Here is a 13,649-nt window from a genome sequence, read left to right as displayed (position 1 = left end):
AGCAATCCCTTTGGAGTTGATCATGCAGAAACTGGTTGAGCGCATCGCGCGCTTCATGGCCGTTCTCGGCGGTGTGGTTCTGACTGCGCTGGTCCTGCTGACCTGTGTCAGCGTGCTGGGGCGCGGCTTGAACACGCTGGGTCACTCGGACATTCTGACGTCACTGTCGGAAGCAGCGGCAAATACGCTGATTGCATCGGGCGTCGGGCCGGTGAATGGCGATTTTGAACTGGTCGAAGCCGGCGTTGCATTCGCCATATTCTCGTTCCTGCCGATCTGCCAGCTCTACGGCTCTCACGCCACGGTCGATGTATTCACAAACGCCCTTCCGGCTAAGGTGAACAAGGTGATCATCACGTTCTGGGAAATCGTCCTGTCGCTTGTCATCCTTTTGATTACATGGCGCCTGTTTGTCGGCATGCAAAACAAGCTGGACTATGGTGAAACGACCTTTCTGCTGCAATTTCCTGTTTGGTGGGCCTATGGGCTAAGCTTTGTTGCCGCCCTTGTCGCATCACTTGTTGCTGTCTATTGCGCCGTCGCGCAGGTCATCGAGCTTGTCACCGGGCGTCATATCCTGCCCTATCGCGGGGAGGCCGCACATTGACCATGCTCGAACTGGGCTACGTGTCCTTTCCCGTACTTCTTATAATGATTTTCCTGCGCGCACCGATTGGCCTTGCCATGTTGCTGTGCGGGATTGGCGGGCTGTATTTTGCCATGGGTGGCACCAGCATGTTCATGGCCAAGCTTAAAACCGAAACCTACTCTACCTTCTCCAGCTATTCGCTGACGATCATTCCGATGTTCCTGCTGATGGGGCAGTTCGCGACATTGTCGGGCATGTCTTCGGCCTTGTTCAAAGCGGCTGAAAGCTGGTTGGGCCACCGCAAAGGAGGCGTCGCCATGGCGGCAGTTGGCGCTTGTGCCGGATTTGGCGCAATATGCGGGTCCTCCCTGGCCACCGCCGCGACGATGAGCCGTGTCGCGCTGCCCGAACTGCGCCGCTACGGCTATTCCGGCGGGTTTTCGACCGCAACGCTTGCTGCTGGCGGCACATTGGGCATTCTGATCCCGCCTTCGGTGATCCTTGTGATCTATGCGATCCTGACGGAACAGAATATCGCCAAGCTGTTTCTCGCGGCCTTTGTCCCCGGCATTCTGGCAGCGCTCGGCTATATCATCACGATTTCGATCTATGTGCGCATGTATCCTGACGCCGCCGGCACCCGCGAAGCGATCCCATATCCTGAACGCGTACGGGCACTGCTGGATGTCTGGCCTGTCCTGCTGGTTTTTGGCCTTGTTGTTGGTGGCATCTATCTTGGCTGGTTCACCCCAACCGAAGGCGCAGCCGTGGGGGCGGCGGGAACCGGGTTGATCGCTCTGATCTCGGGCAATCTGAACTGGCAGGTCTTCGTCGAAAGCATCATTGCCACGGCCTCAAGCACGGCGATGATCTTCTTCATCGTGTTGGGCGCAGGGCTGTATAACAGTTTCCTAGCGCTCACTCAGGTACCGCAGGAACTGTCTGGCTGGGTCGTTGGACTTGGGCTCAGCCCGTGGATGGTGTTGTGCCTGATCCTGGTGTTCTATCTGATCTTCGGGTGTCTGATGGACAGCCTGTCAATGATCCTGCTGACAATCCCGATCTTCTTTCCGGTCATCAGCGCACTGGATTTCGGCATGAGCCCCGAACATGTGGCCATCTGGTTCGGTATTCTGGTTCTGATCGTTGTCGAGGTCGGGCTGATCACCCCTCCGGTCGGAATGAATCTGTTCATTATCAACGCTATGGATCGTTCAACCCCGATGACCCAAACTTACAAGGCAGTGATGTGGTTCGTCACCTCTGACATCATTCGGGTCATGATCCTGGTGCTGTTTCCAGCCATTACCCTGTTCCTGATCCCCTAGCTTAGACACCAACAGCGGTCCGGAGCAGGCCCATCCGAAAATAGGTATGAGATACAACAATGATTGAGCATACTAAATTGGAGAGAGCACCATGCAGTTAAGTGGATGTGTCGCGCTGGTCACCGGCGGCGGAAGCGGGTTGGGCGCTGCAACGGCACGGCATTTCGCCACCAGCGGAGCAAAGGTTGCCGTTTTGGATTTCAATGCTGACGGTGCGAAGGCAGTCGCTGACGAAATTGGTGGCCTTGCCCTGCAAGCCGATGTCAGTGACGAGGCCTCCGTCAGTGCCGCGTTTGAGACGGCAGTATCCCATTTCGGGTCGGCGCCCAGAATCGCCGTCAGTTGTGCAGGCGTCGGCATGGCGGCCAGGATCGTTGGACGCGAAGGCAAGCTGTCATTCGACGTGTTCGAGAAAACTCTGCGCGTGAACCTTTTTGGCACCTACAACGTGATGAGCCACGCGGCGAGACACATGGCCGGTCTCGACCCGTTGGCTGACGGTGAACGCGGTGTGATCATCAACACGGCGTCGGTTGCGTGGCAGGACGGTCAATTGGGTCAAGCCGCTTATGCCGCGTCCAAAGGGGCAATCGCTTCGATGTGCCTGCCTGCCGCGCGGGAACTCGCACAGTCGGGTATTCGGGTGATGGCCATCGCACCCGGCCTGTTCCACACGCCAATGATGGAAGGCTTGCCGGAAGAGGTCACTGCCAAGATCACTGCGAACATTCCTTTCCCTGCCCGCCTTGGCGAAGCGCGCGAGTTCGCAATGCTCGCCGAACAGATCGTTGAAAACCCGTTTTTGAATGGCACCACTATTCGACTTGACGGCGCCGTTCGTCTGCCGCCCCGGTAAGGAGTTCCCCATGGACAGCCAAATCCTGAACATTGAGGTCAACGGATCCATCGCGACCCTGACCATGAACCGCCCAGACAAGCGAAACGCGATGTGCGAGGAACTGTTGGGCGCGCTGGATGATTTCTTTTCTGCACCACCCAAAAATGTGCGTGTGGTGATCCTGACCGGAACTGAAGGGCACTATTGTTCCGGGTTGGACCTGTCCGAGCATGTTCATCGTACAGCCGAGGAAAACCTGCATCATTCCCGTCACTGGCACAGCGTCATGGACAAGATCCAGTTTGGTGGGCTTGCGGTTGTCTCGGCCATGTTTGGTGCCGTGATCGGCGGCGGGCTGGAGCTTGCAGCGGCAACACATGTTCGCATCGCTGAACCTTCGACGATCTTTCAGCTTCCCGAAGGCCGCCGCGGAATATTTGTCGGCGGCGGTGCGACCGCGCGGGTCGGTCGCCTGCTGGGGGCCGATCGGATGACCGAGATGATGCTGACCGGCCGCAAATATGGTGCCGATGAAGGGGTATCGCTGGGGCTGGCACATTATAGCGTTGGTGAAGGCGAGGCTTTGGCGCTGGCCCAAACGCTGGCAGGTAAGATTTCCCGAAACGCGCCACTGTCAAACTATCTGATGATTCAGGCGGTCGCACGGATCAATGAAATGTCGCAAAACGACGGGCTGTTTACTGAATCTCTGGCTGCGGCCCTGTCGCAAACAACACCCGATGCGCAGGAGGGGCTGCGGGCCTTTCTTGAAAAGCGCGCCCCGAACTTCAGGTGAACACATGAAAAGGAAACATGAACACACGCCAGAAGACGGCGCGCCAAACACGATTAGCGATGCTACGCTGCGGGGGTTTGTCGGGTATCGCATGAAACGGGCCTTCAATGTGGTGCAGGAAGATCTGACAACAACTCTGCGCCCCTTTGATCTGCGAATGCTGACGTATACGGCACTGGTTCTCATCGTCGATAACCCCGGATTGCGGCAGTCCCAACTGGCTGATGCAATGGATATCGAGCGCCCGAACCTTGTCGTTATCATTGATGAACTGGAGCGCAGGGAACTGATCGTCCGCGACCGGGTACCCACCGACCGGCGCGCCTATGCCCTCAGGACGACATTGGCGGGAAGGCAATTATATGAAAAGGCCGTCGCCGCGGTTACCGCCCACGAAGGCAAGCTGCTGGCCGGTTTGGATGACGCAACCATCACCACCGTTTTCGATGCCCTCAGGACGATCGAAAAAGCGAGGAAAAGGGGCTGATCATGCAACGCACATCGGAATACCTGGTGCATTCTGTTTCGCGCGAAGATCGGGCCGACGGCTCCATCCTGCTAAAATCGAACCACACTCTTGGTCCTGTCGTCGACAAAACCGGTGTCTGGCTGCACGCCTGGGCCTCGGACGCGCCTGACCGCACGTTCATTGCTGAACGCAGCGGCGCGGGATGGCGCAAGGAATGCTATGCGACCACGCTTGAAAAGGTGCGAGCCATCGCAAGCTCGCTATTGGGGCGTGGGATGGGGCCAGACACACCGATCCTGATCATGAGCGGTAACGGCTTGGATCATGGCCTTCTGAGTCTGGCTGCTCAGTATATCGGCATACCAACAGCCCCCGTGGCTGAGCAATACGCGTTGATCCATGGCGCGCACGGCCGCCTGCGCCATGCCATCGAACTGGCGCGCCCGAAGATGGCCTATGTCGTCGATGCGGATAAATACCGAGAGGCGCTGGAACTGGATGCGCTTCAAGGGGTCGAAATCGTAGCCAGCCGACAAGGCAGGAACAGTCAGGTCACAGCGTTCGACGAACTTCTCAAAGGGGATGTCAGTGTCGATCTTGGGGCCGCCTATGAACTGGTTGGCCCCGCCTCCGTCGCCAAGATCCTGATGACCAGCGGTTCAACCTCGGCCCCGAAAGGGGTCATCACGACCCAACGCATGATGTGTGTGAACCAAACCATGCTGGCCGACGCGTTGCCATTTCTGCGCACGCGTCCGCCCCGAGTGGTCGATTGGCTGCCATGGAACCACGTCTTTGGCGGATCACATAATTTCAACATGATGCTCGCCAACGGCGGAAGCTTCTACATCGACGACGGCAAACCGGTAGCTGGTCTGTTTGAGAGGACGCTGGAAAACCTGTCCATGGTCACCGGCACGCTCAGCTTCAATGTTCCCGTAGGTTACGGCATGCTGCTGGGCGCATTGCAGCGGGATGGCAATTTGCGGCGGCGGTTCTTCGAAGAACTTGATCTGATCTTTTATGCGGGCGCTTCACTGCCTCAGGACATCTGGTCTGGATTTGAACAGATGGCGCTGGATGTCAAAGGTGAGATACCGCTGATGACCTCGTCCTGGGGACTGACCGAGACAGCGCCCGCCACAATGATGCAGTCCGAGCCCATTGATCGTTCCGGGGTTGTTGGCGTTCCGATGAACGGCGTGACACTCAAGCTGATACCGGATGAAGACATGCGGTGCGAAATGCGCATCAAAGGGCCAAACGTGATGCCCGGGTATTTCAACGAACCCGAAAAGACGGCCAGTGTTTTCGATGAAGAAGGGTTTTTCATTACCGGCGACGCCATGCGGTTCATCGACCCGCAGGACGTAAACAAAGGTATGAAATTCGATGGCCGGATTTCTGAAGATTTCAAGTTGCTGACCGGAACATGGGTGCGTGCCGCGCAATTGCGGATGGACTTATTGACCTGCCTTGCGCCTCTTGCCTCAGATCTGGTCATTACAGGTGCCGACAGAAATGAGATCGGCGTCATGGTCTTTCCCGATGTTGCCGAGCTGAAGCGGGAAGGATTTGACCTGAGCGACGACGGTGGCGCCTACCGCTGCGCACTGTTGCAAGGCGAAATCCACCGCCGCCTGACAGAGCGCGCACGCGAGTTATCGGGCAGTTCCACACGGGTCGGGCGCGCCATTGTCCTTAGCGAGCCCGCCTCGATGCCCGAGGGCGAAATGACCGCCAAGGGGAACCTCAATTTCCGCAAGATACTGACACGTAGGCAAAATTTACTTGAGCGCCTTTATGACGATGCCGACCCGGCAATCGTAAAGATCTGAGAAAGGAACGAACAGATGGTCGATATCACCAAGGTTCGCGCAATCGACATTCACACCCACGCTGAAGAACCCTGCGGGTGCCACTCGGACGATGGCTATGACGACCTGCAGGCAACCATGGCCAATTACTTTGGCGCCCCGTGGAGCCACCCGCCCACGATTCCCGAAACTGCACAGCACTATCGCGAGCAAAACATAGCCGCGGTGATCTTCCCGGTCGATGCCGAGCGGGAGACCGGCTATCGGCGCTACAAGAACGAAGAAGTTGCCGCTTTGGCGGCGGAAAATGACGATGTGCTCATCCCGTTTGCGTCAATCGATCCGCACAAGGGCAAGATGGGCGCACGCGAGGCGCGCCGCCTGATCCGCGAATTTGGTATCAAAGGGTTCAAGTTTCATCCGACGATGCAGGGGTTCTACCCCAATGACCGTATGGCTTATGACCTTTACGAGGCAATCGTCGAGGAAGGCTGCATCGCCCTGTTTCACACAGGCCAGACCGGTGTCGGTTCGGGCATGCGCGGCGGTAACGGAATGCGGCTTAAATACTCGAATCCGATGTTCATGGATGACGTCGCCGTCGATTTTCCGGATATGAAGATCATCCTCGCCCATCCGTCGTTTCCCTGGCAGGAAGAGGCTCTGTCCGTGGCACAGCACAAGCCCAATGTCTATATCGACCTGTCCGGTTGGTCACCAAAGTACTTCCCCGAGATCCTGGTGAAATACTGCAACTCGATCCTCAGGAAAAAGGTCCTGTTTGGGTCCGACTGGCCAATGATCACTCCTGAACGCTGGCTGTCGGATTTCGAGAAGATCAATATCAAGGACGAACTGCGCCCGGACATCATCAAAGGCAATGCCGCGCGCCTGCTGGGACTGATCCCGTGATGCTGCCCCCTGCCCCATCGCGTCCCTACCCAGTCACTTTGAGCTTCGACAGTGCCAAACCGCCAGAACCGGGCCGCGTCGTGGCCGTCGGAATCGCTAACTGTGGGGTGATATGACCATGAAGCCATTCGAAGCCCCGCTTGCGGACATCTTATTCACGTTGAACCACGTAGCCCGGGCTACCGAGCTTCCAGACTGGGACGCTGACCTGGCTGGTGAGATCGGCGAACATTTTGCCGCCTTCGCACAAGGTGAAATTGCCCCGCTGGACGAGCCGGGAGACAGGCAGGGATGCTCGCTGGAAAACGGTCGTGTTTCCATGCCCGCTGGCTTTGCCCAAGTTTATGCCACGTATTCGGAACAGGGCTGGCCCTCTCTCACTGTGCCTGAAGAATATGGCGGTCAAGGGCTTGGAGCCCTGATGCTGGCCATCACGTCCGAGGTTTTTTCGGGCGCAAACCACAGCCTTCAGATGGTTACGGGGTTGGTTCCGGGCGCGGTGCGTACCTTGTTGCGCTTTGGCACAGAGGATCAGCAATACCGGTACATTCCGTCTCTGGCCTCGGGTGAAACTCTGGCCACCATGTGCCTGACCGAACCCGGGGCCGGATCTGACCTTTCACGCGTGCGCTGCCGGGCGGAACCTGCCGAGGATGGCTGGAAGGTCACGGGCGGAAAAATCTTTATCTCTGGCGGTGACCAGGACATGAGCGATCACATCCTGCATCTTGTGCTTGCGCGCACGTCCGATGACGGCGTCAGAGGTTTATCGCTGTTTCTATGCCCCAGCTCCTGCACAGACGGCAGCCGCAACCAAGCTACCGTAACGCGCATCGAGGAAAAGATGGGCCTGCATGCCTCGCCCACGTGCCAGCTGGCATTTGATGGTGCCAAAGCCGAATTGATTGGGGCCGAGGGTGAAGGTCTGATGGCCATGTTCACCATGATGAACCACGCCCGGCTTGATGTCGCCCTACAGGGCGTCGCGCACGCCGCGCGGGCTTATGACATTGCCAGTACTTATGCCAGTGAAAGGGTGCAGGGACGCAATCCCGACGGTAAACCGGCAACACTGGATCAACATGCCGACATCCGCCGCATGCTGGATCAAATCGATTGGCTGGCGGTCAGTAGCCGCAGTCTTGCACATCTTGCATTTGTCACAATGGAACGGGGCACATCGCCTGACCTGGTCGATTTTCTGACCCCGGTTGCCAAGGTCTATTGCTCCGACGCCGGTATCAAGGCCGCCGAATTGGGTATGCAGGTTCTGGGCGGCTATGGCTATTTGCGCGAATACCGGCTGGAGCAGACCTATCGTGATGCCCGAATTACCTCGATTTACGAAGGGGCCAACGGCATACACGCGCGTATGCTGGCAACACGTCTGGCCGCAGGGCCTGCGGGTGACGCCATCGCCGAATTTGTTGCACAAGAAGCCGAGCATTGGACATGCAATGCGATTTCGGACGCACTGAACACTTGGCAATCCGCTCGCCGAAAGCTGAAACAGGGTGACAGCGCGGCGATGGCGCATGGGTTCATGCAAACGACGATTGATACCGCTCTGATCTGCCTACGGGCGCGGCTGCGCAACGCCGCGAGCCTTCATCCATCCCCGAAACGGATCAAACGCATTTGCGGTTGAGGCTTGATCCACACGCGCCGATTATCGACAACCAATACCCATCGCCAGTCGGACAGAAAGGCAGGCAACATGACAAATCCAAAAGTGCTGATCGCGGGCGGTGGTATTGCCGGGTTGTCGCTGGCGCTGACACTGCATCAGATTGGCATCGACTGCACCGTCTTTGAAAGCGTTAGGCACCCGCGCCCCCTGGGTGTCGGGATAAACCTGCAACCCAACGCCGTGCGTGAGTTGTACGATCTGGGTTTCACGGCTCGGGATTTGGACGAGTTTGGCGTCCCAGCGCGGGAATGGGCGCTTGTTGGTTTGAATGGGCATGAGATTTATTCGGAACCGCGCGGAACTTTTGCCGGTTACAACTGGCCGCAATACGCGGTGCATCGCGGCGCGTTTCACATGGCGCTTTACAAGCGGTTTGTCGAACGCGCAGGCCCGGATGCCGTACGCCTTGGCGCTCGGGCCACTGGGTACCAGATCAATGCGGACGGGACGGTTACAGTGCGGCTGCAAACTGACGAGGGGGCTAACCGCGAAACCGGTGCCATTCTGATCGGTGCCGACGGTATCCATTCAGCCATCCGCGCCCAAATGCATCCAAGCCAACCTCCGATCCATTGGGGAGGTGCCGTCATGTGGCGCGGCACAACACTGGCAAAGCCTGTGCGCACGGGTTCCTCCTTTGTCGGACTGGGTACGCATAAGAAACGAATGGTGATCTACCCGATCTCGCACCCCGACCCCGAAACCGGCTTGGCGCTGATAAACTGGATTGCCGAAGTCACCCACGATGACCCGGCCGCGCATGCGGCAACCGGATGGTTCCGGCAGGTTGAGGCCAAGGATTTTGCGCACCATTTTGACGGATGGACCTATGACTGGCTGGATGTTCCAGCTCTGATCCGCGGTGCGGGTGTGACATACGAAAACCCGATGATCGACCGCGATCCGGTTGAAACGTGGGTTGACGGGCCGGTTGCCTTGATCGGAGACGCCGCCCATCCGATGTACCCCACCGGTTCGAATGGGGCCAGCCAGGCGATCATGGACGCCCGCGTTTTGGGGGCCAGCTTGCTCAAGCATGGCGTGGGTTCAACCGCGCTGGTGGCTTATGATGACACGCTGTGCGGTCCGGTGTCAGACCTTGTCCTTCGCAATCGGGGTTCCGGGCCTTTTGGCCTGTTGAATTTGGTCAACGACCGCTGTGCCGGTGTGTTCGACGATATTGAAACGGTCATTCCCTTGGCTGAAAGGGCCAGTTTCATGGCCAAATACAAAGCTGCCGCCGGTTTCGCGCGTGATGCCCTGAACAGTGCACCGCCAACGATTGCGCCCGGCTCGCAACTTGTGCGGCAGGCATGATGTAAAAGCCTTCGGGGATTGAACATCTGCACCCATGAAAACACCGCTTCTCCGGACCCGTGTATCGCCCGCAAAATCACGCGCTGCCGTGAACGATTTTGCGGTACCACAGCTTGCCCCTCTGAATTTTCGTTTGTGGCGAAAGGACCAACAGCTAATCGGAAAGAATGCACCGGATCAAACCTGTCTGAACGCCAGACATGGTTTGATCGAAGAAAATTAATATCATTGCACCGCCTTCTCATGTTCAATTGCACGCAAGGCGACAGGGCCATTGAAAGGATTGAATATGCAGGATCATGGATATGCGTCAGGACGACTGAACCTACCTTTCGTTGGAATATCGACCTTTGGAAAATCTCCGTATGTCGAGGATTGGGACAAAATTGATGCGGATGTTTGTGTCCTAGGTGCCCCCTTTGATTTCGGCACCCAATGGCGCGCCGGGGCAAGATTCGGCCCTCGGGCCGTGCGCGAGGCCTCGACCCTGTTCAGTTTTGGACATGCTGGAGCATATGACCACGAAGACGACGCAACCTATCTGGACAGTTCCGTGCGCATCGTGGATTTGGGGGATGCGGATATCGTCCACACAAAGACCGAGGTCAGCCACGAAAACATCGCCTATGGTGTTCGCAAAATTCTGTCCGCCGGAGCGCTGCCGCTTGTGATCGGTGGCGATCACTCTGTCAACATTCCCTGCATTTCCGCGTTTGAAGATGATTGTGCACAAAATGGCCCGATCCACGTGGTTCAAATCGATGCGCATCTGGATTTCGTAGACGAGCGTCACGGTGTCACCAATGGCCACGGCAACCCCATGCGACGGGCGATCGAGAAAGACTATGTCTCGGGGATGACCCAGTTGGGCATTCGAAACGTCTCGTCAACCGCCAAGGAAGGATACGAGGACGCACGCGCACGTGGCTCAGACATCCTGTCCGTGCGTCAGGTGAGAAAGCTGGGAACCGGGGGCGTTCTTGAACGCATTCCTGAAGGTGCTCGGTACTATGTGACAATAGATATCGACGCCTTTTGCCCCTCTATCGCGGCGGGGACCGGGACGCCAAGCCATGGGGGATTTTTGTATTATGACGTTCTGGAAATCCTTCAGGGCCTCGCTAAACGCGGCAATGTCGTCGGCATCGACCTTGTCGAAGTGGCACCAGCCTATGACCCCAGCGAAAGCACGCAGATATTGGCCGCGCAGCTATTGTTGAATTTCCTGGGTTTTATCTTTCACGAACGCGCCGGTCGCGAAAAATGAAGGGGGAGCGTTTGCTCCCCCTTCTTTGTATCAGGCACCGATGATGTTGTGGCCGGGCCCATATGGGAAGCCGGTGATGTTCTCGACCCCGTCTTCGCCCACCACCAGAATATCATGCTCGCGGTAGCCCCCTGCACCGGGTTGCCCTTCGGGGATCCACAGCATGGGCTCGATTGAAACGACCATTCCAGGTTCCAGCACGGTGTCGATATCCTCGCGCAGTTCCAGACCCGCCTCACGCCCGTAATAGTGGCTGAGAATGCCGAACGAGTGGCCATACCCGAACGAGCGGTATTGCAGTAGCCCCTCATCGGCAAAGAAACGGTTGATCTCGGCGGTGATGCCTGAACAGGTCGCACCGGGTTTGATCAGGCTCAGGCCCAGTTCATGGGCCGCCACATTGGCCTTCCAAAGGCGCAGGCTGTCAGCGTCCGGCTCACCCAGAAACAGGGTACGTTCCAGCGCGGTGTAATAGCCCGAGATCATCGGGAAAGTGTTCAGCGACAGGATATCGCCTTTTTGCAGAGCGCGTTTTGTAACCGGGTTATGTGCGCCATCGGTGTTCAGCCCGGACTGGAACCAAACCCAGGTGTCGCGATATTCGGCGTCTGGATAAGCGCGCGCGATTTCCTCTTCCATTGCGTCACGGCCCGCCATGGCAATCTCGATCTCAGTTGCGCCTTCACGGATGGCGGCATGGATCGCCGCCCCGCCAACATCCGCGGTGCGTGCCCCACCCTTGATCAATTCAATCTCTTCAGCGGATTTGACCATGCGCGCGGTCATTGTATCCGACGCGATGTCTACCAGCTCGGGGGTACCCAGCATCCGCAGGGCAGTGTCGCGAGCGGCCAGCGTCATGTGGTCGCCTTCAATGCCGATCCGCTTGGCGTTGCCGATCAGACTTGCAACCGCACGCCAATAGTTGTCGCGCCTCCAGTCAGTATAAATCACGTTGTCTTCGACCGACCGGCGCCACGGTTGCCCGGCGTCGATGTTGGCCGAAACGGTGGTGCAGGCCTCTTGGGTGACCACGCAGCCATACGGACGGCCAAAGGAACAATACAGAAAGCCCGAGTAGTAGGCGATATTTTGCATTGATGTCAGCAGAACCGCAGGAATATCACGTGCGGCCATAATGCTGCGAAGCCTGCTGAGACGGCGATCATACTCACCCTTGCTGAACGGCAAAGGCGCTTTGTCACCATTGTGACAGGTAAAGAATTCGGGGCGTTTTGTTGTGTCGGTCATCACTTGGTCTCTCATCTTTGCCGGGCGACAAATCCCGGCCACATGTCCCGGCGTTCAGGACAGGCGGTCTCGGGGTCCGAGAGCCGATCATCCCCTTAAACGCCGCGACGCCATCGCAGCGGAGATGAACACGAGAATCGTTAGATCAGACAGAATGCTCCGTCAAGCGGGTGAAAGCCCCCGCAAACGTTCGGACCGACGACGCAGCAACTCAACCGTGGTCAGTAACGCAATCGACAGAACCACAAGGATCGTCGCAACCGCCAGAATGGTCGGGCTAATCTGTTCCCGCAGGCCCGTGAACATCTGCCACGGCAGAGTCTTCTGACTGGCCGAGCCCACGAACAGAACCACCACAACTTCGTCGAACGAGGTGATGAAGGCGAACAGACCACCCGAAATCACACCCGGCAGGATCAGCGGCATCTGGATCTTGAAGAAGGTCCGCACCGGCCCTGCCCCCATGTTGGCAGCCGCACGCGTCAGTGAACGATCAAAGCTCACAAGCGTGGCGGTCACAGTGATGATCACGAACGGGATACCCAGTACGGCGTGCGCCAGGATGACTTTCAGATAGCCCACAAAGTTCTTGTTCATGCCCAGGGTCCCTTCAAGGAACCGACCGATATCGCTGTAGAAAAAGAACATGCCAGTGGCCGAGATGATCAGCGGAACGATCATCGGCGAAATCAGGATTCCCATGATAGCACGGCGGCCGGGGACGTGGCTCTGGCTGAGGCCAATGGCCGCCAAGGTGCCAAGCGAGACCGAGATGATTGTGGCAATCGGGGCAATGATCAGCGAGTTCTTGAAGCTGCGTTGCCATTCATTGTTGGTAAAGAAATCGCGGTAGTGCTTCAGCGAATACCCTTCAGGGTCAAGCCGCAACATCTCGGGCGTGAAGGTAAAAAAGTCCTGTGCGTTGAACGACAGCGGCAAGACCACAAGGATCGGTGTGATCAGGAAGACGAAGATCGCACCGCAGATCACCCGGAACAGGTAGTGGTAAAACACCTGCTGCGCGGTCAGGTACGGCAACAGCTTGCGCCGGTATCGCCCTTCGTACAACCAATAAGTAAACCAGGCGAAGAACCAGCCCCCCAGCAGGCCAAGTACTCCCCCCATTGGGCCGGACATCAAAAAGCCCGCGATGCCAAAGCCGAGGATATTGATCCAGCGGGCCAACTGCTCATTCTTTAGAATGTTGATGTAAATCCATGCCAGTCCGGCAATCACGATGGCACCGCCAACGATCCCTAGCAGGACCGAGCCGTTTCCGGCGCCGACAAAGATTCCAGCGAACGCTCCGGCCAATGCAACGCTGGGCAGAACCATAGACATAGGTTTACGGGATATCGGAGTAAGTGCGGCCATG

The 13,649-nt window shown here is 57.5% G+C and carries 12 protein-coding genes; 10 read left to right on the top strand and 2 right to left on the bottom strand.

Going from position 1 to position 13,649, the window contains the following annotated elements; translation table 11 throughout:
- Positions 1–22: 22 nt before the first annotated feature.
- From ACR0CE_RS07450 to speB, 10 genes are all read left to right on the top strand, one after another.
- On the top strand, positions 23–607 hold the full coding sequence (locus ACR0CE_RS07450; protein ID WP_480831685.1) for a TRAP transporter small permease: 585 nt from the start codon (positions 23–25) through the stop codon (positions 605–607).
- Complete coding sequence (locus tag ACR0CE_RS07445; protein ID WP_209504353.1) at positions 604–1,917, top strand: TRAP transporter large permease; 1,314 nt, start codon at positions 604–606, stop codon at positions 1,915–1,917. The genes ACR0CE_RS07450 and ACR0CE_RS07445 overlap by 4 nt, the downstream gene beginning before the upstream one ends.
- A 91-nt stretch (positions 1,918–2,008) precedes the next feature.
- Positions 2,009–2,773 carry an SDR family NAD(P)-dependent oxidoreductase gene (locus tag ACR0CE_RS07440; protein ID WP_480831683.1) on the top strand — a complete coding sequence of 255 codons (765 nt, stop codon included), beginning with the start codon at positions 2,009–2,011 and terminating at the stop codon, positions 2,771–2,773.
- A gap of 10 nt (positions 2,774–2,783) precedes the next feature.
- Complete coding sequence (locus tag ACR0CE_RS07435; protein WP_480773534.1) at positions 2,784–3,551, top strand: crotonase/enoyl-CoA hydratase family protein; 768 nt, start codon at positions 2,784–2,786, stop codon at positions 3,549–3,551.
- 4 nt (positions 3,552–3,555) lie between these two features.
- Positions 3,556–4,038: a MarR family winged helix-turn-helix transcriptional regulator gene (locus ACR0CE_RS07430; RefSeq protein ID WP_480831681.1), complete on the top strand. Its 483-nt coding sequence runs from the start codon at positions 3,556–3,558 to the stop codon at positions 4,036–4,038.
- A gap of 2 nt (positions 4,039–4,040) precedes the next feature.
- Positions 4,041–5,858 (top strand): feruloyl-CoA synthase, encoded by a 1,818-nt coding sequence (locus tag ACR0CE_RS07425; protein WP_480831679.1) that lies wholly within the window; start codon positions 4,041–4,043, stop codon positions 5,856–5,858.
- A 15-nt stretch (positions 5,859–5,873) separates the two neighbouring features.
- Positions 5,874–6,749: an amidohydrolase family protein gene (locus tag ACR0CE_RS07420; protein WP_480831677.1), complete on the top strand. Its 876-nt coding sequence runs from the start codon at positions 5,874–5,876 to the stop codon at positions 6,747–6,749.
- Between the two features lie 118 nt (positions 6,750–6,867).
- On the top strand, positions 6,868–8,397 hold the full coding sequence (locus ACR0CE_RS07415) for an acyl-CoA dehydrogenase family protein (RefSeq protein ID WP_480831675.1): 1,530 nt from the start codon (positions 6,868–6,870) through the stop codon (positions 8,395–8,397).
- A 69-nt stretch (positions 8,398–8,466) separates the two neighbouring features.
- On the top strand, positions 8,467–9,756 hold the full coding sequence (locus tag ACR0CE_RS07410; RefSeq protein WP_480831674.1) for a flavin-dependent oxidoreductase: 1,290 nt from the start codon (positions 8,467–8,469) through the stop codon (positions 9,754–9,756).
- A gap of 289 nt (positions 9,757–10,045) precedes the next feature.
- Positions 10,046–11,023, top strand: a complete 978-nt coding sequence (gene speB, locus ACR0CE_RS07405) for an agmatinase (protein WP_480831672.1) — start codon at positions 10,046–10,048, stop codon at positions 11,021–11,023.
- A gap of 30 nt (positions 11,024–11,053) precedes the next feature.
- Here the strand turns inward: speB and ACR0CE_RS07400 are convergent, their stop codons facing one another.
- Positions 11,054–12,274 carry an aminopeptidase P family protein gene (locus ACR0CE_RS07400; RefSeq protein WP_480831670.1) on the bottom strand — a complete coding sequence of 407 codons (1,221 nt, stop codon included), beginning with the start codon at positions 12,272–12,274 and terminating at the stop codon, positions 11,054–11,056.
- A 162-nt stretch (positions 12,275–12,436) separates the two neighbouring features.
- A complete protein-coding gene (locus ACR0CE_RS07395) occupies positions 12,437–13,648 on the bottom strand; it encodes an ABC transporter permease (RefSeq protein WP_267365892.1) in 1,212 nt (403 codons plus the stop codon).
- Position 13,649: the final 1 nt, after the last annotated feature.

The organism is Ruegeria sp. L11 (assembly GCF_056531755.1).
The sequence above is the reverse complement of the archived record's forward strand: the minus strand, read 5'-3'. Positions and strand labels throughout refer to the sequence as shown.

Excerpts from the sequence above, each read along its gene's own strand:
- ACR0CE_RS07450 (WP_480831685.1), top strand. The coding sequence starts at position 23 with ATGCAGAAACTGGTTGAGCGCATCGCGCGCTTCATGGCCGTTCTCGGC.
- ACR0CE_RS07395 (WP_267365892.1), bottom strand. The coding sequence starts at position 13,648 with ATGGCCGCACTTACTCCGATATCCCGTAAACCTATGTCTATGGTTCTG.
- ACR0CE_RS07430 (WP_480831681.1), top strand. The coding sequence starts at position 3,556 with ATGAAAAGGAAACATGAACACACGCCAGAAGACGGCGCGCCAAACACG.
- ACR0CE_RS07435 (WP_480773534.1), top strand. The coding sequence starts at position 2,784 with ATGGACAGCCAAATCCTGAACATTGAGGTCAACGGATCCATCGCGACC.
- ACR0CE_RS07420 (WP_480831677.1), top strand. The coding sequence starts at position 5,874 with ATGGTCGATATCACCAAGGTTCGCGCAATCGACATTCACACCCACGCT.
- ACR0CE_RS07425 (WP_480831679.1), top strand. The coding sequence starts at position 4,041 with ATGCAACGCACATCGGAATACCTGGTGCATTCTGTTTCGCGCGAAGAT.
- ACR0CE_RS07400 (WP_480831670.1), bottom strand. The coding sequence starts at position 12,274 with ATGACCGACACAACAAAACGCCCCGAATTCTTTACCTGTCACAATGGT.
- speB (WP_480831672.1), top strand. The coding sequence starts at position 10,046 with ATGCAGGATCATGGATATGCGTCAGGACGACTGAACCTACCTTTCGTT.
- ACR0CE_RS07440 (WP_480831683.1), top strand. The coding sequence starts at position 2,009 with ATGCAGTTAAGTGGATGTGTCGCGCTGGTCACCGGCGGCGGAAGCGGG.
- ACR0CE_RS07410 (WP_480831674.1), top strand. The coding sequence starts at position 8,467 with ATGACAAATCCAAAAGTGCTGATCGCGGGCGGTGGTATTGCCGGGTTG.
- ACR0CE_RS07415 (WP_480831675.1), top strand. The coding sequence starts at position 6,868 with ATGAAGCCATTCGAAGCCCCGCTTGCGGACATCTTATTCACGTTGAAC.